At 61.0% G+C, this 22687-nt stretch carries 18 protein-coding genes and 2 pseudogenes; 12 read left to right on the top strand and 8 right to left on the bottom strand.

The window, feature by feature from the left end; translation table 11 throughout:
- The first annotated feature begins 5 nt into the window (after window positions 1-5).
- From hutG to NR164_RS08030, 3 genes are read left to right on the top strand one after another with little or no spacing between them, the layout of a single operon-like run.
- Window positions 6-806, top strand: a complete 801-nt coding sequence (gene hutG / locus NR164_RS08040) for an N-formylglutamate deformylase (RefSeq protein WP_256822591.1) — start codon at window positions 6-8, stop codon at window positions 804-806.
- 52 nt (window positions 807-858) lie between these two features.
- Complete coding sequence (locus NR164_RS08035) at window positions 859-942, top strand: hypothetical protein (protein WP_226926018.1); 84 nt, start codon at window positions 859-861, stop codon at window positions 940-942.
- An 8-nt stretch (window positions 943-950) separates the two neighbouring features.
- A complete protein-coding gene (locus NR164_RS08030) occupies window positions 951-1316 on the top strand; it encodes a hypothetical protein (protein WP_256822590.1) in 366 nt (121 codons plus the stop codon).
- A 103-nt stretch (window positions 1317-1419) separates the two neighbouring features.
- On the opposite strand, the gene NR164_RS08025 is transcribed toward NR164_RS08030, so the two are convergent.
- A complete protein-coding gene (locus NR164_RS08025; protein ID WP_256822589.1) occupies window positions 1420-2133 on the bottom strand; it encodes a hypothetical protein in 714 nt (237 codons plus the stop codon).
- A gap of 2 nt (window positions 2134-2135) precedes the next feature.
- Complete coding sequence (locus NR164_RS08020; RefSeq protein WP_256822588.1) at window positions 2136-6464, bottom strand: RHS repeat-associated core domain-containing protein; 4329 nt, start codon at window positions 6462-6464, stop codon at window positions 2136-2138.
- Window positions 6465-6616: 152 nt separating this feature from the next.
- On the opposite strand from NR164_RS08020, the gene NR164_RS08015 reads away from it, so the two are divergent.
- From NR164_RS08015 to NR164_RS07975, 9 genes and pseudogenes are all read left to right on the top strand, one after another.
- Window positions 6617-6751 (top strand): hypothetical protein, encoded by a 135-nt coding sequence (locus tag NR164_RS08015; RefSeq protein ID WP_372340291.1) that lies wholly within the window; start codon window positions 6617-6619, stop codon window positions 6749-6751.
- Between the two features lie 103 nt (window positions 6752-6854).
- Window positions 6855-7826: a prolyl aminopeptidase gene (gene pip, locus NR164_RS08010; protein ID WP_046384986.1), complete on the top strand. Its 972-nt coding sequence runs from the start codon at window positions 6855-6857 to the stop codon at window positions 7824-7826.
- Window positions 7823-8260: a D-aminoacyl-tRNA deacylase gene (gene dtd, locus NR164_RS08005; protein ID WP_017849898.1), complete on the top strand. Its 438-nt coding sequence runs from the start codon at window positions 7823-7825 to the stop codon at window positions 8258-8260. Before pip ends, dtd begins: the two co-directional genes overlap by 4 nt.
- Before the next feature lie 323 nt (window positions 8261-8583).
- Complete coding sequence (locus NR164_RS08000) at window positions 8584-10263, top strand: glucan biosynthesis protein G (protein ID WP_186352002.1); 1680 nt, start codon at window positions 8584-8586, stop codon at window positions 10261-10263.
- Window positions 10256-12864, top strand: a pseudogene (mdoH, locus tag NR164_RS07995) (glucans biosynthesis glucosyltransferase MdoH). Before NR164_RS08000 ends, mdoH begins: the two are co-directional and overlap by 8 nt.
- 150 nt (window positions 12865-13014) lie before the next feature.
- Window positions 13015-13815, top strand: coding sequence for a transporter substrate-binding domain-containing protein (locus NR164_RS07990; protein WP_177031414.1), 801 nt, complete (start codon window positions 13015-13017; stop codon window positions 13813-13815).
- 220 nt (window positions 13816-14035) lie between these two features.
- Window positions 14036-14833 carry a transporter substrate-binding domain-containing protein gene (locus NR164_RS07985; RefSeq protein WP_046384982.1) on the top strand — a complete coding sequence of 266 codons (798 nt, stop codon included), beginning with the start codon at window positions 14036-14038 and terminating at the stop codon, window positions 14831-14833.
- Between the two features lie 208 nt (window positions 14834-15041).
- Window positions 15042-16001 (top strand): amino acid ABC transporter permease, encoded by a 960-nt coding sequence (locus tag NR164_RS07980; RefSeq protein WP_017849893.1) that lies wholly within the window; start codon window positions 15042-15044, stop codon window positions 15999-16001.
- Window positions 15994-16728: an amino acid ABC transporter ATP-binding protein gene (locus NR164_RS07975; protein WP_017849892.1), complete on the top strand. Its 735-nt coding sequence runs from the start codon at window positions 15994-15996 to the stop codon at window positions 16726-16728. The genes NR164_RS07980 and NR164_RS07975 overlap by 8 nt, the downstream gene beginning before the upstream one ends.
- Window positions 16729-16731: 3 nt before the next feature.
- Here NR164_RS07975 and NR164_RS07970 read toward each other — a convergent pair whose 3' ends face one another.
- The 6 genes and pseudogenes from NR164_RS07970 to tatB form a co-directional block, all read right to left on the bottom strand.
- Window positions 16732-18639, bottom strand: coding sequence for a methyl-accepting chemotaxis protein (locus NR164_RS07970; protein ID WP_256822585.1), 1908 nt, complete (start codon window positions 18637-18639; stop codon window positions 16732-16734).
- A gap of 142 nt (window positions 18640-18781) precedes the next feature.
- The gene (locus NR164_RS30500; RefSeq protein WP_370737573.1) at window positions 18782-19495 is read right to left on the bottom strand and encodes a methyl-accepting chemotaxis protein; all 714 of its coding nucleotides are present in this window, start codon (window positions 19493-19495) and stop codon (window positions 18782-18784) included.
- 144 nt (window positions 19496-19639) lie between these two features.
- Window positions 19640-20698 (bottom strand): annotated as a pseudogene (locus tag NR164_RS30495) (methyl-accepting chemotaxis protein); the annotation flags it as partial.
- A gap of 80 nt (window positions 20699-20778) precedes the next feature.
- Window positions 20779-21486 (bottom strand): 16S rRNA (uracil(1498)-N(3))-methyltransferase, encoded by a 708-nt coding sequence (locus tag NR164_RS07960; RefSeq protein WP_046490843.1) that lies wholly within the window; start codon window positions 21484-21486, stop codon window positions 20779-20781.
- Window positions 21483-22277: a twin-arginine translocase subunit TatC gene (gene tatC, locus NR164_RS07955; RefSeq protein ID WP_017849888.1), complete on the bottom strand. Its 795-nt coding sequence runs from the start codon at window positions 22275-22277 to the stop codon at window positions 21483-21485. The genes NR164_RS07960 and tatC overlap by 4 nt, the downstream gene beginning before the upstream one ends.
- Window positions 22274-22684: a Sec-independent protein translocase protein TatB gene (gene tatB, locus NR164_RS07950; protein ID WP_017849887.1), complete on the bottom strand. Its 411-nt coding sequence runs from the start codon at window positions 22682-22684 to the stop codon at window positions 22274-22276. Before tatB ends, tatC begins: the two co-directional genes overlap by 4 nt.
- Window positions 22685-22687 lie beyond the last annotated feature (3 nt).

Raw genomic sequence — 22687 nt, 5'->3', positions numbered from 1 at the left:
GCACTGTGGATAACGTTCTGAACTTCAAACAAGGCCGCGTGCCGCTGCTGATCAGCATGCCCCACGCCGGCCTGCGCCTGACGCCTGCCGTGCAGGCCGGGCTGATCCCCGAGGCGCAAAGCCTGCCGGACACCGATTGGCATATCCCCACGCTGTATGACTTTGCCGAAGAACTCGGCGCCAGCACCCTGGCGGCGGAGTACTCGCGGTTTGTCATCGACCTGAACCGGCCCTCCGACGACACGCCGCTGTACGCCGGCGCCACCACCGGTTTGTACCCGTCGATCCTGTTCGAGGGTGTGCCATTGTTCCGCGAAGGCCTGGCGCCATCCAGGGAAGAGCGCGCCACCTACCTCGAGCAGATCTGGATGCCGTATCACCGCACCCTGCAAGACGAACTGGCGCGGCTCAAGGCCGAATTCGGCTACGCACTGTTGTTCGACGCACATTCGATCCGCTCGGTGATCCCGCACCTGTTCGACGGCAAACTGCCGGACTTCAACCTCGGCACCTTCAACAACGCCGCCTGCGATCCTGGGCTGGCCAGCCAACTGGAAGCCATCTGCGCCGCGCATCCGCAGTACACCCATGTGCTCAACGGACGCTTCAAGGGCGGGCATATCACCCGGCATTACGGCAACCCGGCGCAGAACATTCATGCCGTGCAGTTGGAGTTGTGCCAGAGCACGTATATGGAAGAGTTCGAGCCGTTCCGTTATCGCGAGGATCTGGCGGGGCCGACGCGGGGGGTGTTGAAGCAGTTGTTGGAGGGTTTCCTGGTGTGGGGGCAGAAGCGTTACTGCTGAAGCAGGTGGTCAGTTGGGCATTCGCCCACGATCGCCTGCAACCGTCATTGAGATGACTAAGGTGCGAGTGGTCATCAAATATGCAGAGTTCAACAATATGCCTATGTATATTTTGACGGCGTTTCCAATCCTTTGAGGCAGTCAATGACTTACGGGTATCTAGAGAGCTTCATGTATGGTGAGGTGGCAGAGGGCGTAGGCGCATGGCTTGTCGACGCCGAATCAAACGTCGCGCCTACGGCGCTTTCGGATATTGTGAAGGGGTATGTTGATAACCGATCACGCTTCGCATCTTTTATGCTCAAAAGAGATATCGGACGCTACCTGAAAGCAAACCTCACCGCTACGGGCCTGAAAAACACCGCTCCTTTTGACTATGAGCTTTGTTTTTCCGAGCAATATTTTGGCTGTAGTAATCAGCAGTTTTTGCAGCAGGTCTCTCAGTTGCTTGATGTAAATTTCAAGCGCACTAAGTGGCGAAACGTAAAACGTTTTTTGAAATGGCGCTGAGATGCCACGTTGATGGTCTTGCTGCTTCTAAGGTCAGACTTCGCCCGCTGCGCGAAGACGGGTTGTTGGAGTCCTCAGGGTCAGGTCCCTATTAATATTGTCATTAAGCGTAATAATCAATGAAGTCTTCCAGAGATGACTCGATTATGGCCTTTCTGAAGGGGCTTTTAATGACTTCTATTTGCGGCAATATTCGTGTTTTCAGCTCGTTAGCTACTTCGGCCATGTCGTTATCCAATGCTTCGACTGTGTTGTCCGAGGTGATCTCAAGCAAAGCGCTCATCAATAGATATTCGTCATCGTTGGCCCGATTTTCATGATCAATGGGATCGTCAGGCTTGGTTGCCAGATAGTCCAACGGGTTGGACAGTTCGAAGCCAAAATACTCGTCGCCCGACAGGAGTATCGTGAGATCGTTTGCAAAGTTGACGCGGGTGAGGATTCTCCCCCCCATCGGCGCGGCCATGAAGCATGAGATCCGTCTTTTTTTGGGGTCAAATAACCTGAGTGTGGTTTGTGGAACACTATAGAGCGATTTGTGAAGTTTGATTCGACCCGCAATAGTTTTTTCTATATTGATTTGTGTCGTGTAGTTCTCACCCGGGACAGAGAACCTTAGACAGGCGAGGTCACCCTGTTCAGTGAATGAAAAAATGTCCGAGTTTTCTGAAATCCAATGCTCTGAACTCACATGCTGCTTATTTGATGCTTCGAGGCAGACGACGGAAGAGTTGGTGTCGAAAACCCATCTGACAGAAGCGTCTCCATAATAGATCAGCGAGGTTTCTATGAGTTCAAGGTCAGGGATGATGAACATTATTAAAAACCTTCCTTTTTTATTGCGGGAGGAATGAGACCACCATTGGGTCTCGGAATCGTCCCTTTCAGAATCATATCAGACGTTATCGGCAGACCAGGGTCAGTGGATTTTCCGCCGTAAATGGCGGCACCGCTTTCGCCACGGGGGCCACCAGGTCCATAACTCGTAATGACATTTCCTTGGGCCCCACCTTTACCATGAGTTACCACAATGTTGCCCTCATTATGGAATATCAAGTTGCCATTTTTGGCTTGATAGATCCCTTGAGGACTACTTAGGACGTGTCGCTCCAGGCCGCTATCCAGTCGCCCGTGATAATCCTTTCCGCGTCTGACTTTTCCGTTTTTTGCGTTACCGATGATTTTGGATACCGGACAGCCTGCGAATCCCAGTGGGTCGATCCAGGCAATCGGGTTTATACCGTAAGCATATAAATTCAGCCCTCCCGCCAATCCAATCGGATCCGGCGTCGTAAACCGCCCCACATCCGGGTCATAAAACCTGAACGTGTTGTAGTGCAGCCCCGTCTCCCGATCCAGATACTGCCCCTGAAATCGCAGGTTCTGCTCTTCGATAAAGTAAGGCTCACGTACCTCTTCTACCGTGTTCCCCCACACCTGATACCGCGCCCGCCACACCGTTTTCCCGTCGGCTTCGGTCAACTGTTCCGGCAACCCATTCAAGTCGTTGTGGTAGTAGCGCACGCTCTGGTGTTTGCCCACGCCATCAACCCGGGCCAGCGGCGTATAGCCATCGTCCTCATAGAGATACAGGCTGGTTTGACTGTGCCGATGCTCCTGCAACAGACGCAGGCCATCCCAGGTGAATCGAGTTTCTCCCAGCGCATAAGCCCGGCTGTCGTGTTCGGTTTTGGTGATGCGTCGACCGAGCGGGTCGTAGGTCATGTTCACCAGCGTTTCGCGCCCGTTCTTCTGGCTGCGTACTTCGATCAAGCGGTGTTCAGCGTCGTAGGCAAAGCGCTGCAAACCCCGTGCGGCGCTGCGTTTTTCGATCATTCGGCCAAAGCCGTCGTAGCGGTAACGCTTGTCCTGATAGGTCAGCAGTTTGTTATGCCGTACCCATCCGCCCCTTACTTGCGGACCGTCGAGTAGGTTGGCGGCTGCGTCGTAGGCGAAGGTTTCGCGCTGGCCTTTTACGTTGTCCTGGCTGGCGATGATTCGAGCGGTCGCGTCGTAATGCAGTAACTGGTGCTGGCTCCCTTCCCTGCGGCCGATCAGGTTGTCGGCCGGGTCGTATTCGAAGTTCTTTTGGTGGGGCGGCGGCAGTTGCCAGGGCTGGCCGGTGGGGCTGCGTTTACGCTGGCGCAGGCGACCGCTGCGGTCGTATTCGCTGCGGGTGCTGAGTTGGCCTTGGGTGCGCAGCACTTCGCGGTGCAGGCGGTCGCGTTCGAAGTCGCTGATGACCTGGCTGTCGAGGTTGAGCTGGTGCAGGTGGCCGCTGCCATAGTAAAGGCGATTGAGCCAGCGGCCGTCGGGCAGTTGGGTTTGGATCAGGTTGCCGAGTTCGTCGTAGTGATGGTTCAGGCTGCCAGCGGCGCTTTGTTCGGTAAGCAGTTGGCCTAGCGGGTCGTAGGCGAAGGCCAGCGCCTGCGTAGTCTTATCGTTGCCGGTGAAAGTGACGGCGGTGAGTTGGTCCAACGGGTCGTAGGCGTATTCGGTACGGCCGTCGTCGGTTACTTTCGCCAGCAAGCGCCCGACGGCATCGCGCTCCAGGCGATGCACTATGGAAGACGCATCATTCAAGGGCGCGTATTCGACGGCGGTCAGGTTATCCAGGACGTCATAGGTGTAGCGCCGTGCACTGCCATCGAGGTCTTGCTGTTGTGTGAGACGATCGCCCTGGTCCCAGGCGAAACGGTATTTTTCGCCGTTTTCGTTGGTCAGGGTGTGCAATCGGCCGTAGGCGTCGTAGCGGAATTCGACCTGCCGACCATGGGCATCTATACGCTGGCGCACCTGCCCGCGACGACAGTACTGGTAGCGGGTACTGCTGCCGGCGGCATCCGTGAAGGCGACCAGTTGTCCGCAGGTGTCACGCACGTAGCGTTCGGTGCGGTCTTCGGGCATTTCGACGAACAGTAGGCGCCCTTGGGGGTCGTGGGTATACCGAACATGTTCGCCGAAGGCATCGATGACAGTGCGTAAGTGCCCGCGCCGGTCATATTCGAAACCCGTCGGGTAGCCGGAGCAATCGGCGTGGTGTGTGAGCTGGCCGAACTCATTCCAACGCAAGGTTTGGCTCTTGCCGGTGGCGTCGGTGATTTCCACTGCTTGGCCGAAACGGTCGTATCGATAGCGCGTGGTCTGACCAAGGGGATCGATTTCGCTGACGCAGTTGCCACGCGGGTCGTACCGGTATTGCCAGGCCTGTCCGGCGGCATCGGTTTCCACCAACGGCAGCGACCAATGCTCCAGCCACACGGTGGATTCGATCCGCCCCAACGGATCTTGCGTCTCGCACAGGTTGCCGGACTCGTCGTAACCGAACTTCCACTGACCGCCCTGAGGATCGGTGGCACCGAGCAACTGGCGCTCGTCATTCCATTCGAATTGCCAGGTTTGGCCGAGGTTGTCGGTGTATTCGGTGATCTGGTACTGCGGATTCCATTGGCGGGTGCTGACCCGTTGCAAGCCATCGGTAATCCGCGTGATCCCAGCTTGTAGGTCATAGTCGAACTGGTAGTCGTCGCCCTCGTCGGTCCAGTGTCGGACTACGCGCCATTCGTAGTCGTCCACACAGGCCCATTGGTAATAGCAACGCAGCCCGGTAGGTCGTTGGTGCTCGACCATGCGCTGGCCGCTGTCGTAGGCAAAGCGGCGCTGTAGATGCCCGGCAGTATCGCGAACTTCGGCCAGGTCGCCATGAGCGTCATAGGCATAGCTGACTAGGGTTTCGCGGCTGTGGTCGGCGAACAGCCGTTCAATCTGCTCGAGCCGGCCGAGTTTGTAGCCGAGTTCGATTCGCACATCATTGAGGGAATCGCGTAACCGGCTCAGCCGACCTTGGGCGTCATAGTCGAGGAGGATGCGGTTGTCGTTGCGGTCCCCTAATTGGCTCAAGCGCAGGTGCGACGGGTTGCCGGGCGTTGGTTCGAACAGCCGATAGAGCCCGTCGACGCTTTCAATCAGCAACTGCCCGTCGGCATGGCGCCGCACGCTCAGGCCTTCGCCCGCGCTGAACACCGCGCCGCCCAAGGGGATCACGCCCATGTCGATCTGCCGGGCCTGCTCGTCGGTGTAGACCAGGCGCTCGCCGCCCTCAGGAAGCCCACCCATCTCGACGAAGACTTCGTAGATCACACTCCAACCGGCGCCGAACAGGCCATCGCGGCGTTCATCCCGGCTGCTGTAGTAGCGCTGCCACTCGATAGGCAACAGGCCTGGCAGGGCGAAGTCCAAGTCGTCTTCACCGTCGAGAACTTTCGCGCCCGTGGCGCTGTGTACCGGGTTGGGCGAACCCACGACCGCCGAGGTGATGGCATTGCTCACCTGACTGCTGCCCCACGACACCAGCCCGCCCACGACCATGCACGGCAACGTGCTGAAGAACTTCGCGCCACCGCCGCGCAACGTCAGCAGCGCCGTCACCGCCAGCCCGACACCGGGCGTCTTGCCGCTGCGAATCTCGCGAACCACCACGGGCGCTCCGCCGATGATCACATTCGGCGAAATCTGTACCGTCCCAACCTTGGCCTCGCAGGTGCTCCGATCACCACTGCGCACGGCGGGCTGGCCGTTGATAAATACGCGACTGGAACCCTCGGCCATGTATTGCTCTGGCATCGGCGCGTGTTTATGGCAGTCGACTTTATCGCCAGGACAAGGCGCAGCGCCCGCCACCGGAGAGGCCACCGTTGGGCGCCATAGCTGAGAGAAAAACCCTTCAGCGATATCCAGATAAGAAGGCTCACCACCTGGCGCTGCGATCACATCCGAGATTTTGCCAGCCGCCCGCGCAGCGGGTTTACCGTTGATGAATACGTTGGGCGAACCGCTGCTGATGAAGGCGTCGATGACGGGAGGAAACAGGGCATTGGCGAAATACTCACATAATCGTGAGAGGCCTTTATCCGCGCCGGTTTTGCTCATGCCGACGCCGACCACCGCACCCACCACGGCGCCGAGTACCACGCAGCCGAGACCGCCAGTCGCCACGGTTACACCCGCCGCGGCAACCACCGCCGCTGTCGCCAATGCGGTCACGGCCACGTTGGCGGCAATCTCCAGGACTCCGCCTAAAACGTCGGCCAGCATGGAACTGTGCAGAAGCGCATCGCCCTCGCGGGCGGCCCAAGGCGTGTCGGTCATGCGTAACGATCCGTGTCTGAAAAAGACCCGGATCAAATCACGCAGTGGCGGTATTGCTCAGGTGAGACTTTCCGATGCGCTTGTAGGAATGCTCCTGAGGTTGATCGGCCAAACTCTCCACTTGTATGCCAAAGCACCTGCACGCGGCGGGCGTGAACGCGCTGCTGTACTGCGGCCAAAGTCTGGTCCATGGCTGTTTGCGGGCGCAGAGCGAGGTGGAGGAGGGCGACCGGCTCTACAACGGCCTATTGGCTTACCTGGGTAGCGAACTGCTGACACAGGTCTAAGTGCTCAAGGACATGCTCATTGCACAATTCGGGTTTATAGTGCCAGACGGCAAAATAAAAGACGTCCCCCCAGGGATGAACCCGACCCCCTACGGAGCGCGCAATGCAGACTTGGTACCCGCAGATCAAACCCTACGCCCGGCACGATCTGGCCGTCGATGACACCCACACCCTGTATGTCGATGAAAGTGGCTCCCCCGAAGGCTTGCCCGTCGTATTCATCCATGGTGGCCCTGGTTCCGGTTGCGACGCCAACAGCCGCTGCTATTTCGATCCGAACCTGTACCACATCGTCACCTTTGACCAGCGGGGCTGCGGGCGTTCCTCTCCCCGCGCCAGCCTGGAAAACAACACCACCTGGGACCTGGTCGCCGACCTCGAGCGCATTCGCGAGCACCTGGGCATCGACAAATGGGTGTTGTTCGGCGGCTCCTGGGGGTCGACCCTGGCGCTGGCCTACGCGCAAACCCATCCCGAGCGCGTGCATGGCCTGATCGTGCGTGGGATTTTCCTGGCCCGGCCCCAGGACATCCACTGGTTTTACCAGGAAGGCGCCAGCCGCCTGTTCCCGGATTACTGGCAGGATTACCTCGCACCGATCCCCCAGGACGAGCGCCACGACCTGCTCACCGCATACCACAAGCGCCTGACCGGCAACGACCAGATTGCCCAGATGCACGCCGCCAAGGCCTGGTCCACCTGGGAAGGGCGCATGTTGGGCCTGTGCCCGAACCCGCAGTTGATCGAGCGTTTCGCCGAGCCCCAGCGCGCGCTGTCGATTGCCCGCATCGAGTGCCACTACTTCACCAATAATTCCTTCCTGGAACCCGACCAACTGATTCGCGACATGCACAAGATCGCCCATCTGCCTGGCGTAATCATCCACGGCCGCTACGATATGATCTGTCCGCTGGATAACGCTTGGGAGCTGCATCAGGCCTGGCCGAACAGTGAACTGCAGGTGATCCGCGAGGCGGGCCATGCGGCGTCCGAGCCGGGCATCACCGATGCCTTGGTGCGCGCGACCGGCGAGATGGCGCGTCGTCTGCTGGACTTGCCGCCTGAAGAAGCATGAAGGGCCTGTTGCAACGGGTGCGCGGCGCCCGGGTCGAGGTCGCGGGCGAAATCGTGGGGGCGGTCGACCAGGGTTTGCTGGTGCTGGTGGCCGTCGAACCGGGGGATACTGTCGAGAGCGCCGACAAACTGCTGCACAAACTGCTTAACTATCGGGTGTTCAGCGACGACGATGGCAAGATGAACTTGTCGCTCAAGGATATCGACGGCGGTTTGCTGCTGGTGTCGCAATTCACCCTGGCGGCGGATACCAAAAGCGGGCTGCGGCCAAGTTTCTCTACCGCCGCGCCGCCGGCCCTGGGGGCGGCACTTTTTGCGCACTTGCTGTTACAAGCGCAACAATTGCATGGCAAGGTGGCGTCAGGGCGTTTTGGTGCGGATATGCAGGTTCATTTGGTCAATGATGGCCCTGTGACCTTCCTCCTACAGACATGAATGTATTAAAAACGACGTTAATGCCTAAAAACGCAGGGTTTCGCTACAAATACTTCGTTGTCCCTGATGCGTTGTCTCGCGGGCTACTAGATAATCGCGCGCTACGGGGATCAGCGTTGATTGGTCCATTTTTGACTTAGGTAGAGACTTGTCCGACAGCCTCAGGGGAATCATTTTGCCCCAGGGGAGTCGGAACAATGCTCGCCAACCTGGCATATAGATAGCTGGCCGTTGGTTTTTTGATCTGTTTTCGGCGAGGGTTGCTCGTGATTGTTAGTCCCTGTAATGCACCAAAATTGTCTGCCAAACGGTTACGAAACGCACTGGTGACGGGCTCCGCCCTGTTTTGCCTGTTCGGCGCGGGTCAACTGTGGGCATTCAGTCTGGATGATGTGTCGGCCAAGGCAAAAGAGCTGGCCGGGCAGAAATACGAAGCTCCGCGCAGCAATCTGCCGAACGAATTCCGCGAAATGAAGTTCGCTGACTACCAGAAGATTCGTTTCCGCAACGAAAAAGCCGAGTGGGCTGATCAGAACACCCCGTTCAAGCTGTCCTTCTATCACCAGGGTATGCACTTCGATACACCGGTGAAGATCAACGAAGTCACCGCCGACAGCGTCCAGGAAATCAAATACGACCCGACGCGCTTCGATTTCGGCGACGTCAAATTTGATCCCAAGGCCACTGAGCAGCTGGGTTATGCCGGTTTCCGCGTGCTGTTCCCGATCAACAAGGGCGACAAGCAAGACGAAATCCTGACCATGCTCGGCGCCAGCTATTTCCGCGTCGTGGGCAAGGACCAAGTGTATGGCCTGTCCGCCCGTGGCATGGCGATCGATACCGCGCTGCCGTCCGGCGAAGAATTCCCGCGTTTCACCGAGTTCTGGATCGAGCGTCCGAAGCCGGGTGACAAGCATCTGGTGATCTTCGCCCTGCTCGATTCGCCGCGCGCCACCGGCGCCTATCGCCTGATCCTGCGCCCTGGCACCGACACCGTGGTCGACGTCAAGTCCCAGATGTTCCTGCGCGACAAGGTCAGCAAGCTGGGCGTTGCCCCGTTGACCTCGATGTTCCTGTTCGGCGCGAACCAGCCGTCCAAGGTCCTCAACTACCGTCGCGAGCTGCATGATTCCAGCGGCCTGTCGATCCATGCCGGCAATGGCGAGTGGATCTGGCGCCCGCTGAACAACCCTAAACACTTGTCGGTCAGCAACTTCACCGTGGAAAACCCACGTGGTTTCGGCCTGCTGCAACGCGGTCGCAACTTCAGCCACTACGAAGACCTGGACGACAACTACGACAAGCGCCCAAGCGCCTGGATCGAGCCTGAAGGCGACTGGGGCAAGGGTTCCGTCGACCTGGTAGAGATCCCGACCGCCGACGAAACCAACGACAACATCGTTGCCTTCTGGAGCCCGGAAAAACTGCCGGAAGTCGGCCAGCCGCTGGATGTTGCCTACCGCCTGCACTGGACCCTGGACGACGCCGCCTTCCATTCGCCGGACAGCGCCTGGGTCAAGCAGACCCTGCGTTCCACCGGCGACGTGAAGCAATCCAACCTGATCCGTCAGCCGGATGGCAGCGTCGCGTACCTGGTGGACTTCGAAGGCCCGGCCCTGAAGAAACTGCTGCCGGACGCCCCGGTGCGCAGCCAGGTGAGCGTGGGTGACAACGCCGAGCTGGTGGAAAACAGCGTGCGTTACAACGAGCACACTAAAGGCTGGCGCCTGACCCTGCGCATGAAGATCAAGGACCCAAGCAAGCCGACCGAAATGCGTGCGGCCCTGGTCCAGGACATCGTGCAGCCTGAGCCCGAGAAGGTCTCGACCCAAGTGCTCAAGGCTGACAAGGTTTTGGCCAAGCAGCACGAGAAACAAGCCAAGAAAGACGCCAAAGACAAGGAAGCCAAGCAGCCAGAAGCTGCCCCAGCCACACCGGAGCCGATCAAGACCGAGCAAGTCCTGACCGAAACCTGGAGCTATCAGTTGCCTGCCGATGAGTAATTCTCAAGTCCAGCCAGAGACTCTGTCCGAGTACCTGGCGCATCTGCCGATGACCGCAGAGCAGCGCGCCGAACTGGCGGGCTGCACATCCTTCAGCGAACTGCACGAACGTTTGTCGTCCAAGGCGTTCGATGCGCCGGTCGACGCCGCCCAGGCGTCGGTTGGCCGCCGGTTGACCCTCAGCACGGCCGAAGAGCTGGAGGACGCCGAAATGCTGGCGCTCGACGCCAGCGGCCGGGTGTGCCTCAAGGCGACGCCGCCGATTCGTCGGACCAAGGTGGTACCGGAGCCGTGGCGCACCAATATCCTGGTGCGCGGCTGGCGCCGGCTGACCGGCCGGACCAACCCGCCGAAGCCGCCGAAAGACGAGCGCGTGCTGCCGGCGGCGCGCTGGCGCACGGTTGGTTCGATCCGTCGCTATATCCTGCTGGTGTTGATGCTCGGCCAGACCATCGTGGCCGGCTGGTACATGAAAGGCATCATGCCGTACCAGGGCTGGTCGCTGGTCGACTTCGACGAGATCCGCAACCAGACCTTGCTGCAGACCGCGACCCAAGTGCTGCCATACGCCCTGCAAACCAGCATCCTGATCATGTTCGGGATCTTGTTCTGCTGGGTGTCGGCCGGTTTCTGGACCGCGTTGATGGGCTTCCTTGAGCTGCTGACCGGCCACGATAAGTACCGGATCTCCGGTAAAAGTGCCGGCCACGAGCCGATTCCGAAGAATGCGCGCACCGCGCTGGTGATGCCGATCTGCAACGAAGACGTGCCCCGCGTATTCGCTGGCCTGCGCGCGACGTTCGAGTCGGTCGCGGCGACCGGTGACCTGGACCGCTTCGACTTCTTCGTGCTCAGCGACAGTAACGACGCCGACATCTGCATCGCCGAACAGCAAGCCTGGCTCGACGTGTGCCGCGAAGCCGGTGGCTTCGGCAAGATCTTCTATCGCCGCCGTCGCCGTCGCGTCAAACGCAAGAGCGGCAACCTCGACGACTTCTGCCGTCGCTGGGGCGGTGACTACAAGTACATGGTCGTTCTCGACGCCGACAGCGTGATGAGCGGCGAATGCCTGACCAGCCTGGTGCGCCTGATGGAAGCCACGCCGGATGCCGGGATTATCCAGACCGCGCCACGGGCGTCGGGCATGGACACCCTGTATGCGCGCATGCAGCAGTTCGCCACCCGCGTGTACGGCCCGCTGTTCACCGCCGGCCTGCACTTCTGGCAGCTGGGTGAATCCCACTATTGGGGTCACAACGCAATCATCCGCATGAAGCCGTTTATCGAGCACTGCGCCCTCGCGCCGTTGCCGGGTAAAGGCGCGTTCGCCGGTGCGATCCTCTCCCACGACTTCGTCGAAGCCGCGCTGATGCGCCGTGCCGGCTGGGGCGTGTGGATTGCCTACGACCTGCCGGGCAGCTACGAAGAACTGCCGCCGAACCTGCTGGACGAACTCAAGCGCGACCGTCGCTGGTGCCACGGCAACCTGATGAACTTCCGCCTGTTCCTGGTCAAGGGCATGCACCCGGTCCACCGTGCGGTGTTCCTCACCGGCGTGATGTCCTACCTGTCGGCCCCGTTGTGGTTCTTCTTCCTGGTGCTGTCCACCGCGTTGCTGGCGGTGAACACCTTGATGGAGCCGCAGTACTTCATGGCGCCGCGCCAGTTGTACCCGCTGTGGCCGCAATGGCATCCGGACAAGGCGGTGGCGCTGTTCTCCACCACCGTCGTGCTGCTGTTCCTGCCGAAGTTGCTGAGCGTCATCCTGATCTGGGCCAAGGGCGCGAAAGAGTTCGGTGGCAAGTTCAAGGTGACAATGTCGATGCTGCTGGAGATGCTGTTCTCCATGCTGCTGGCGCCGGTGCGGATGATCTTCCACACCCGCTTCGTCCTCGCCGCGTTCCTCGGCTGGGCCGCGACCTGGAATTCGCCGCAGCGTGACGACGACTCCACCCCCTGGGGTGAAGCGGTCAAGCGCCACGGTCCGCAAACCTTGCTCGGCTTCCTCTGGGCGCTGCTGGTGGTGTGGTTGAACCCGAGCTTCCTGTGGTGGCTGGTCCCGATCGTCGGTTCGTTGATGCTGTCGATCCCGGTGTCGGTGATTTCCAGCCGGGTCAAGCTGGGCCTCAAGTCCCGTGACGAGAGCCTGTTCCTGATCCCTGAGGAATACAATCCGCCGCAGGCGCTGCTGTCGACCGAGAAGTACACCCACGAAAACCGCTGGCACGCCCTCAATGACGGGTTCGTGCGTTCGGTGGTCGACCCGCAGCAGAACGCCCTGGCTTGCGCCCTGGCGACCTCGCGTCACCGTGAGGCGGAGCCGATCGAGTACCTGCGTGGCGAGCGCGTGCGCTATGCGTTGAAAGTCGGCCCGGCCGGCCTCAACAACGCCGAACGCCTGGCCCTGCTCAGTGACCCGGTGGCCCTGGCCCGCCTGCACGAGCAGGTCTGGAGCGAAGGGCATGCCGAGTGGCTGGGCGCCTGGCGTCAGTCCTTCAAGTCCGATCCGCACGCGCCATTGCTGCCGTTGCAACCGTTGTCGTCCCAGGCTCAACCGGCCTGATTCAGACGCCCCCGAGGGTTCTCCTCGGGGGCGCTTGAAGCGCTGGTCCTACAGCGTTTCCCGTCTCTTCCTTTGTGCTCTAACTCCTTGTTATTTCGAAACAAAAGTCCCTGGTTCGAGGCGTATTGCCGTGCCTGTGTCTGAGTTAGCATCGCCCCCCGAAATTTGACTCGAGCACAGGGGGATTCATGATCAAAAGGTATTGTTCGGCATTGCTGATGGGCGCTGTCGCATTGATTCACGGTGCTCTGGCGCAGGCCGGCGCGCTGGACGACGCCGTTCGGCGTGGCGTGCTGAAAGTCGGCACCACGCCCACTTACGTGCCGTTTGAGATGACCGATAAACAGGGGCGTATCGTCGGTTTTGAAGTCGACTTGCTGCACGCGATGAGCCGCGCCCTGGGGGTCGAGCTTGAGCTGGTGGCGGTGCCGTACACCGAGTTGCTGTCGGGGCTGATGGCAAGGAAATTCGATCTGATCGGCAGCGGCATGACCGTCACGCAGGAGCGCAACCTCAAGCTGAATTTCAGCGACTCGTTTATCGTGGTCGGCCAAACGGTGTTGCTGCATCCGCGCCTGGCCGGCAAGGTCGCCAGCATTGAAGACCTGGACGAGGCCGGTTACCGCATCGCCACCACCGAAGGCACTACCGCGCAGGCGGCGGCGCAGCGGTTTCTGGGGGCAGCTCGGCTCAGCAGTTTCGCCACGCCGGAGGAAGGGGTGCGCCAGGTGGTGAGCGGGGTGGCCGATGCGTTTATTCATGATGCGCCTTATAACCTGATCGCCATGACCCGGCCGGAAAACCAGGCATTGCTGGCGCTGGAGCAACCCTTCACCTACGAGCCCCTGGCGTTCGGCCTGAAAAAAGGCGATTACGACAGCCTGAACTGGATCAACCATTTCCTCAACCAAGTGGCCCAGGACGGCACCTACGATCGGCTGTACGACAAGTGGTTCAAGGACACCGACTGGATGGCCGAGGTCGACTGAAAGTCATACCTACTTACACATCAATCAATTGCCCTCGCCCGACAATGAAGTGTCTACGTCTGCGCTTTGCCGCAGTGCTGTAGGGCTATTCCGACATACCTCGACAACTATTACCGGTGAAACCTTTGTACCGGGCAGCGAGTGGGTTAGGATCGCACCCCGAAATGGTGCAGCCCTTTTTGCGCGCCGACTTCATAAGAATCGTTCAGGGGACTTGATGATGAAAAAGTATCTTTCGATGCTGCTGCTCGGCGTCACCGCGCTGGTCGCGGCCAATGTGGCTCAGGCCGGGGCCATCGATGATGCGGTCAAGCGCGGCACGCTGAAAGTCGGCATGGACCCGACCTACATGCCATTCGAAATGACCGACAAGCGTGGTGAAATCATCGGCTTCGAAGTCGACATCCTCAAGGCCATGGCCAAGTCCATGGGCGTCAAGCTGGAGCTGGTGTCCACCGGCTACGACGGCATCATCCCGGCCTTCCTCACCGGCAAGTTCGACATGATCGGCAGCGGCATGACCCTGACCCAGGAACGCAACCTGCGCCTGAACTTCAGCGAACCGTTCATCGTGGTTGGCCAGACCCTGCTGATCCGCAAGGACCTGGAAGGCACCATCAAGTCCTACAAAGACCTGAACGACGAGAAATACCGCCTGACCTCCAAGCTCGGCACCACCGGCGAGATGGTCGCCAAGAAGCTGATCTCCAAGGCCAAGTACCACGGCTACGACAACGAACAGGAAGGCGTGCTGGACGTGGTCAACGGCAAGGCCGATGCCTTTGTGTATGACGCACCGTACAACGTCGTCGCCGAGAAGAAAGTCGGTAACGGCAAACTGGTGTTCCTCGAAGAACCCTTCACCTTTGAGCCGCTGGCCTTCGGTCTGAAGAAAGGCGATTACGACAGCATCAACTTCATCAACAACTTCCTGCACCAGATCAAGAACGACGGCACCTACGATCGCATCCATGACAAGTGGTTCAAGAGCTCCGAGTGGCTCAAGGACATGGAATAACGCCGGCTCCTGTGGCTCCTGCTTTCTGTAGGAGCGAGCTTGCTCGCGAAGGCCGTCAACGATAACGCGGGCTTGCTGAATAAACGCGGTGTCTTTGAGTTTTTCGCGAGCAAGCTCGCTCCTACAAAATGCCTTGACTGAATGGCATTAGGGCAAGCCCGCCCGCCACAAAAGCGGGGGCTTACCCGACCCTTTTGGATGTTGAGTAATGAAACAGAAAAAAGCCCAATGGCCCTGGCACCTGCTGACCGTGGTCGTGCTCGTCGGCCTGGCGGGCGCCTTGTACTACGCCACGTCGCTGATGTCCTACGAATGGCGCTGGAACCGCGTACCGCAATATTTCGCCTATCAGGCCGAAACATCGCAGCGCGCGGCGGATATCTCCACCGTTGTCGAGCTGGTGCGCAAAGGCGATGTGGCCGAAGTCACCCTGCGTAACGACGCGGGCACGGAGCAAAAGCTCAGCGTGGCCGACAACAGCCTGAAAGTGGCGCGCGGCGATGACGTGGCGGAAGGCGATGTAGTGGGCGTGACCCGGCAGTGGGCGCTGGGCCCGTTGATGTGGGGCTTGTGGACCACCTTGTGGCTGTCCTTCGTGTCCGGCGTGCTGGGTTTGGCGATTGGTCTGGCGACGGGCCTGTGCCGGCTGTCCAGCAACCCGACCTTGCGCGATCTGTCGACGATCTACGTCGAACTGGTGCGCGGCACGCCGCTGTTGGTGCAGATTTTCATCTTCTATTTCTTTATCGGCACGGTGCTCAACCTGTCCCGGGAGTTTGCCGGGATCGCCGCGCTGTCGCTGTTCACCGGGGCCTATGTGGCGGAAATCGTCCGCGCTGGTGTGCAGTCGATCACCCGTGGCCAGAACGAAGCCGCGCGCTCGTTGGGCTTGAGTGCCAGCCAGTCGATGCGCCATGTGGTGCTGCCGCAGGCGTTCAAGCGCGTGCTGCCGCCCCTGGCCGGGCAATTTATCAGCCTGGTGAAAGACACTTCGCTGGTGTCGGTGATCGCGATCACCGAGCTGCTCAAGAGCGGCCGCGAAGTCATCACCACTTCGTTTTCGCCGTTTGAAATCCTGTTCTGCGTGGCAGGCCTGTACCTGTTGATCAACCTGCCGCTGTCGAAAATGGCCAGCCGGCTTGAGCGGAGGCTCGCGCAAAGTGATTGAAGTCCGCGATCTGGTAAAAGTCTTCGACACCCGTGGCCATGTGGTGCGCGCGGTGGACCACGTCACCACCCAGGTCGCCAAGGGCGAAGTGCTGGTGGTGATCGGCCCGTCCGGCTCCGGCAAGTCGACCTTCCTGCGCTGCCTCAACGGCCTGGAAGAGTTCGATTCGGGGTCGGTGAGCATCGACGGCCTGCAACTGGCCGATCCGAAAACCGACGTGAACGCCTATCGCCGCGAAGTCGGCATGGTGTTCCAGCACTTCAACCTGTTCCCCCACATGACCGTGCTGGAGAACCTGTGCCTGGCGCAGAAAGTCGTGCGCAAGCGCGGCAAAAAAGAGCGTGAAGCCAAGGCCCTGGCGTTGCTGGAAAAGGTCGGCATCGCGCAAAAGGCCAACGAGTTTCCCTCGCGTCTGTCCGGCGGCCAGCAGCAGCGGGTGGCGATAGCCCGCGCGCTGGCGATGGAGCCCAAGGTGATGCTGTTCGACGAGCCCACCTCGGCCCTCGACCCGGAGATGGTCGGCGAAGTGCTCGACGTCATGAAAACCCTGGCCCTGGAAGGCATGACCATGGTCTGCGTCACCCACGAAATGGGCTTCGCCCGTGAAGTGGCGGACCGGGTGTTGTTCTTCGATCACGGCAAGCTGCTCGAAGACGCGTCTCCGGCCGAGTTCTTCGACGCGCCGAAAGACCCGCGAGCCCAGGCCTTCCTGCGCCAGGTGCTGTGAGCCTCAGAGCCTGAACTTGCCGACCAGTGTCTGCAAATCCAGGCTCAACTGGCTTAACTGAGCGCTCGCCGCCGCCGTTTCTTCACTGGCGGCGGCGGTTTGCTCGGACACATCGCGCACCTTCAACACACTGCGATTGATCTCCTCGGCCACCGCGCTTTGTTCCTCGGCGGCGGCGGCAATCTGCGGGTTCATTTCCTGGATGACCGACACCGTGCGCGCAATGGCCGCCAGGGCGTCGCCGGCGTCGCGGGTCAGGCTGACGCTGTTGTCCGTCAGGCTGCGACTGCTGTCCATGATGTCCGCCACCTGCTGGGTGCCGGTATGCAGACGCAAGATCAGTCCTTCAATTTCCTCGGCCGATTCCTGCGTGCGCAGGGCCAGGCTGCGCACTTCATCGGCGACCACCGCGAAACCTTCCCCGGCACTGCCCGCGCGCGCCGCTTCGATGGCGGCGTTCAAGGCGAGCAGGTTGGTCTGCTGGGAGACTGACTTGATCACGTCGAGCACGCTGCCGATCTGTTGGCTCTCCTGCTGCAACGCCAGCATCGCCCGGCTGGACAGGGCCATTTCACTGGCCAGGTGGCCGATCTGCTCCACCGCCTGCGCAACCACTTTGTCGCCGAGGTGGGTCTGTTGGTCGGCTTCGCTCGCCGCGATCGACGCTTGCTCGGCATGCCGGGCGACCTCCTGGGCGGTGGCGAGCATTTCATTCATGGCCGTGGCCACCTGGTCGGTTTCGTCCTTTTGGTTGTTGACCCCGGCGCGGGTTTGCTCGGTGACGGTGGATAGCTGCATAGCCGCGCTGGCGATTTGCCGGGCGCTGTCGCCGATGCCGCTGATCAGGCCACGCAGGTTGCGGATCATCTGCGCCATGCTCTGCTGCAACTGGCCCAGTTCATCGCGGCGCTCCACGGCGGGGTTTTCGCTTAAGTCGCCCGCGGCAATGCGGTTGGCGACGGCCAAGGCCTCGCGCAACGGCACGGCGATTTGCCGGGCGATCCACCAGGCCGCCAAGGCCCCCAGCAGCAGGGCGGCAAGGGTGACGCTGATCAGCAGGGTTCGGGTGTGCTGCGCTTCCCGGTCGCGTTTGAACACCTGGCCCTGGCTGACCAGATCGCTTCGCGCCAGCAACTGATTGAGTTGTTGTTCAAAGCGGTTTTGCACGGTCTCGGTGTCGAGTTGTGCCTGCTTGAGCGTGGTCAGCAGCGCACGGTATTGCGCGAGGTCGGTTTTGAGCAGGGTGGCGTCCACGGGCAGGCTGGTGACGGCGACTTGAGCGACGTCCAGGGCGTCGAGGGCCTTGCCCACCGCTTCGGCATAGGCCTGCAACGACTCGGCGGCCCAGGCGGGGCTGCGCGCGCGATCTTCGGCCTGTTCCATGGCCTGGCGCAGGTCTTCGATGGCGTCGAGCGCCTGCTGGTCTTGCTGGTCAGGCAGTTCGCTGGCCAGTTGCGCGAGAGTGTCGCTGGCTTGCAGGGCGGCTTTTTGCAGCGGCGGCCGGGCGTTTTCCCGCTGTTCGATCAACGGCGGCAATTCCACCAGCACCGCTTTGAAGGCGGCCACCAGGCGTTCGGCTTCCTCGAGACGCTGCAGGTCGGTCGGGTCTTTCATGTGTTTTGACAGGTAGTCGAGGTGCTGGTCGATTTTTTCGATCTGCCGCGTCATTTTGCCCAGGCTGGCCGTGTCGGTGAGCGTTCGGTACACGATGCGGTCGGCGCGCATGGCCTCCGCGTCGGCGGCCAGTTGGCCCAGCACCGTCAGGTTGCTGGAGCGGAACAGTGCGGCATTCAAGGCCTGCCAGCCTGTCATGGCGATGATGAAACTGAGGACCAGCACCTGGCCAAAACCCAGGGCGAGTTTGAGTCGGACGCTGGCGTTGACCAGCAAGCGGGTCAGCCGAGGAAACATGATGAACCTCCAAATCTGAAAAAGCGCTGCGCAACAAGGCAAACGCTAAAACGATTTGGGGTGAGGGCGGGCTGATAAGCGTGTAGGAAATTTCACAAGATGCTGAAGTGCGGCGACCCGGATGGGTCGCCGCCCAGCCCGGTCAGATGCGGAAACGTCCGACCAGGGTTTGCAGGTAGATGCCCAGGCGCGCCAGTTCGGCGCTGGAGGCGGCGGTCTCTTCACTGGCCGAGGACGTCTGTTCCGACACATCGCGCACGTTCAGCACGCTGCGGTTGATCTCTTCGGCCACGGCGCTTTGTTGCTCGGCGGCGGTGGCGATCTGCGAGTTCATCGCCTGGATCGTCGATACGGTACGGGTGATGTTCGCCAGGGCGCTGCCGGCGCGGCGCGTCAATTCGACGCTGCTGTCGGTCAGCCCACGGCTGTTGTCCATGATGGTCGCCACTTGCTGGGTGCCCGTTTGCAGGCCGACGATCAGCTCTTCGATCTCTTCCGTGGATTTTTGCGTGCGCTGGGCCAGGCTGCGCACTTCATCGGCCACCACCGCGAAGCCGCGCCCGGCTTCACCGGCACGCGCTGCTTCAATCGCGGCGTTCAGCGCCAGCAGGTTGGTTTGTTGGGCCACCGACTTGATCACGTCGAGCACGCTGCCGATCTTGTCGCTTTCGCGCTTGAGATGGCCCATGGCCTCGGTGGAGTTGCCGACTTCGGTGGCCAGGCGTTCGATCTGGGCGATGGCTTCACCGACCACCTTGTCGCCTTCGCGGGCCTGCTGGTCCGCTGCAACTGCGGCTTCGGACGCTTCCTCGGCGTTGCGCGCAACTTCCTGCACGGTCGCGGCCATTTCATTCATGGCCGTGGCGACTTGGTCGGTCTCGATTTTCTGATTGTTGACCCCGGCGCTGGTCTGCTCGGTGACCGACGACAATTGCTCGGCGGCGCTGGCGATCTGGGTGACGCCGTCGCTGATGCCGCCGATCAATTCGCGCAGGCCTACGGTCATGCTTTGCATGGCCCGTTGCAGTTGGCCCAGTTCGTCCTGGCGCGTGGACGTCAGGTCGTGGCTCAGGTCGCCGGAGGCAACGCGCTCGGCCACCTTGAGGGTCTGATTCAGCGGGATGACGATCTGACGGGTGATCGCCCAGGCGGCCACCAGGCCAAAGATCAATGCCAGCACGGTGGCCAGCAGGAGCAGGTACTTGGCCTGGGCGGCATCGGTGTCGCGCACAGCGGTCTGGGAAATCGTCAGTTTATCGCTGCGGTTCAGCAGGACATCGCCTTGCGCGCTCATGGTTTTGAGTGCGACGGCGGTGGCCACCTGGGAATCGCGGAACTGGCTGACGGCGGCGCGATAGGCTTGCAGCGAGACACTGGCCTGCTGCAGGTTGGCCTGGTATTGCTCCTGCAATGAGCCTTGCAGTTCAGTGATCTTCTTCAGCGCGTTGTCGATGGCGTCGAGCGCGGGTTGCTCAGCCTCGACCTTGCCGCTGTAGGTGTAACCGCGGACCTGGAAGCGCGCTTGCTGGATCAGCTTGCTCAGGTCGACCACGCTATTGAACTGGGTGACGCTGTCGCTTTGCAGCAGGGACTTCTCGACTTCAGTCACCTTGAGCACCGCATTGTCGGCGGTATTGCCCAGCTTGCTGCGCGCATCCTCACGGTTGGCCCCGGCTTGCGCCATATCGCTGAATGCGCGTTTGTATTGGTCCACGGCGGCCAATTGTTCATCGACCAGCGCGATGTCGGCGGGTTGTTCGATCAGCGTGCGGGCGGTCTTCATGCCGCTGTCCAGGCGGTTCAGCAGCTCGCTGACGGCCGCCGTGCCTTGTTCGCCACGGCGCATTTCATAGTCCAGGCGGGCGATACGCAGGTCTTTGGTCAAGACATTGAGGCTGGAGATATACCCCAGTTTGTCGCCGCGGCTGGCCACATCGCCCAGGCCGGTCCAGCCGGTGAAGGTGATCAACAAGGTGAGGAGCAACACCAGGCCAAAGCCTACGCCCAGTTTGTGGTTGACGCTGACATTCCCCAGCTTTTCGGCTAACCAACGATGCATGCTGCGAACTCCCGTGGAACAAGGCTTGGACTTATTCGACGGTTATCGGCAGCGCAGCAGGAATCTGTAGGGATGGGTGGCTAGAACAGCCGGGCGAGCAGGGCGGTGACGGCGGTTTCCACGCGCAGGATGCGCGCACCCAGTTGCACCGGTTGCAAGCCGGCCTTGCTCAGCAGGTCGACCTCGTAGGGTATCCAGCCGCCTTCCGGGCCGATGGCCAGGGTTACCGGCTCGTCCAGACCGCGCGGGCACGGCGGGTAATCGCCGGGATGGCCGATCAGGCCGAGGGTGCCTGCGGTCATGGCGGGCAGGCGGTCTTCGACGAAGGGCTTGAAGCGTTTTTCGATGACGATTTCCGGCAGCACTGTGTCGCGCGCCTGTTCCAGGCCGAGGATCAATTGCTCGCGAATCGCCTCGGGCTCCAGGAAGGGGGTTTGCCAGAAGCTCTTTTCCACGCGGTAGCTGTTGACCAGCACCACCTTCGGCACGCCCATGGCGGCGACGGTCTGCAGCACCCGGCGCAGCATTTTCGGGCGTGGCAGGGCCAGCAGCAGGGTCAGCGGCAGTTTGGCCGGCGGCGGCAGGTCGAAGGCCACTTGCAGCTCGGCTTCGTGGGCTTCCAGGCGCAGCACTTGGGCATTGCCCATCAGCCCGCCGATACGCCCGACCCGCAGGTTGTCGCCCGCCGTCGCGCGGTGGACGTCCTGCATATGCACCAGGCGCCGGTCACGCAGGACCACCCGGTCGGCCGCGATAAAGTCGGCCTCTTCAAGCAGCAACAGGTTCACGGCTGGGTCGCTGGCGGCTGGTCGTTGTCGTCGGCGGCTTGGTCGTCGGGGTGTTCGCCACGCTTGGTGATCAGGCTGCTGAACAGGATGCCGATCTCGAACAGCATCCACATCGGCACGGCCAGCAGGGTCTGGGAGAAGATGTCCGGCGGGGTCAGGATCATGCCGACCACGAAGCAGCCGATGACCACGTAGGGACGGATCTTCTTCAGGTACTGCACGTTGACCACGCCGATCCACACCAGCAACACCACGGCCACCGGAATTTCGAAGGCCACGCCGAAGGCGAAGAACAGCGTCATCACGAAGTCGAGGTAGCTGGTGATGTCGGTCATCATCTCCACGCCGGCCGGGGTGGCGGCGGCGAAGAACTTGAAGATCAGCGGGAACACCAGGAAGTAAGCGAACGCCATGCCGGTGTAGAACAGCAGGATGCTCGACACCAGCAACGGCACCGCGATGCGCTTCTCATGCTTGTACAGGCCGGGGGCGATGAAGCCCCAGATCTGGTGCAGGATCACCGGGATCGCCAGGAACAGCGAGACCATCATCGTCAGCTTCAACGGCGTCAGGAACGGCGACGACACGTCGGTGGCGATCATCGTCGCGCCGGCCGGCAGGTAATGGCGCAGTGGCGTGGAGACGAAGGTGTAGATCTGCTGGGTAAAGGCGAACAGCCCGGCAAAGATCACGAAGATCGCCGCCACGCAACGCAGCAGGCGGGTACGCAGCTCGGTGAGGTGCGAGACCAGTGGCATGTGCTGGTCGTTTTCCGGTTTATCAGCGCTCATGGGGCTCGCGGCGGCAATGTAGGGTCATGGGGAGCGGGCGGCGCGGTTGGCGTCGGCGCTGGCTCGGTTGGAGCGGTCGGGGTAGCGGGCGCTGCTTCAACAACGGGCGTGGGCGCAATGCTGTGTTCGGCCACCGGTGTCACCGGCTTTGCCTGCTCCTGCACCGGCGTCAGAATATTGCGCGCCTCCTGCTCCAACGACAGGATGTGTTCGTTGTGCAGTTGGCGGCGGATTTCGTCGGCGCCGATTTCCCGTTCAACTTCCTGTTTGATGGCGTTGAAACTGCGTTTCAGACGCCCGATCCACAAGCCGGCCGTGCGCGCGGCACCGGGCAGGCGTTCCGGCCCGAGTACCAGCAAGGCCACGAGGCCGACGAGCAGCAGTTCAGAGAAGCTGATACCAAACATTAG

The sequence above is a fragment of the Pseudomonas sp. Pse79 genome (genome assembly GCF_024519615.1).
GTDB lineage: Bacteria > Pseudomonadota > Gammaproteobacteria > Pseudomonadales > Pseudomonadaceae > Aquipseudomonas > Aquipseudomonas veronii.
Note: the sequence above shows the minus strand (reverse complement) of the source record. Positions and strands in the feature narration are given on the sequence as shown.

Bases quoted from the DNA above. Each gene is read 5' to 3' on its own strand.
- NR164_RS30500 (WP_370737573.1), bottom strand. From the start codon at position 19,495: ATGAATGAAATGGCCGCGACCGTGCAGGAAGTTGCGCGCAACGCCGAG.
- NR164_RS08020 (WP_256822588.1), bottom strand. From the start codon at position 6,464: ATGACCGACACGCCTTGGGCCGCCCGCGAGGGCGATGCGCTTCTGCAC.
- pip (WP_046384986.1), top strand. From the start codon at position 6,855: ATGCAGACTTGGTACCCGCAGATCAAACCCTACGCCCGGCACGATCTG.
- NR164_RS08030 (WP_256822590.1), top strand. From the start codon at position 951: ATGACTTACGGGTATCTAGAGAGCTTCATGTATGGTGAGGTGGCAGAG.
- NR164_RS08035 (WP_226926018.1), top strand. From the start codon at position 859: ATGACTAAGGTGCGAGTGGTCATCAAATATGCAGAGTTCAACAATATG.
- NR164_RS07990 (WP_177031414.1), top strand. From the start codon at position 13,015: ATGATCAAAAGGTATTGTTCGGCATTGCTGATGGGCGCTGTCGCATTG.
- tatC (WP_017849888.1), bottom strand. From the start codon at position 22,277: ATGAGCGCTGATAAACCGGAAAACGACCAGCACATGCCACTGGTCTCG.
- NR164_RS07980 (WP_017849893.1), top strand. From the start codon at position 15,042: ATGAAACAGAAAAAAGCCCAATGGCCCTGGCACCTGCTGACCGTGGTC.
- NR164_RS08025 (WP_256822589.1), bottom strand. From the start codon at position 2,133: ATGTTCATCATCCCTGACCTTGAACTCATAGAAACCTCGCTGATCTAT.
- dtd (WP_017849898.1), top strand. From the start codon at position 7,823: ATGAAGGGCCTGTTGCAACGGGTGCGCGGCGCCCGGGTCGAGGTCGCG.
- NR164_RS07970 (WP_256822585.1), bottom strand. From the start codon at position 18,639: ATGTTTCCTCGGCTGACCCGCTTGCTGGTCAACGCCAGCGTCCGACTC.
- NR164_RS07985 (WP_046384982.1), top strand. From the start codon at position 14,036: ATGAAAAAGTATCTTTCGATGCTGCTGCTCGGCGTCACCGCGCTGGTC.
- tatB (WP_017849887.1), bottom strand. From the start codon at position 22,684: ATGTTTGGTATCAGCTTCTCTGAACTGCTGCTCGTCGGCCTCGTGGCC.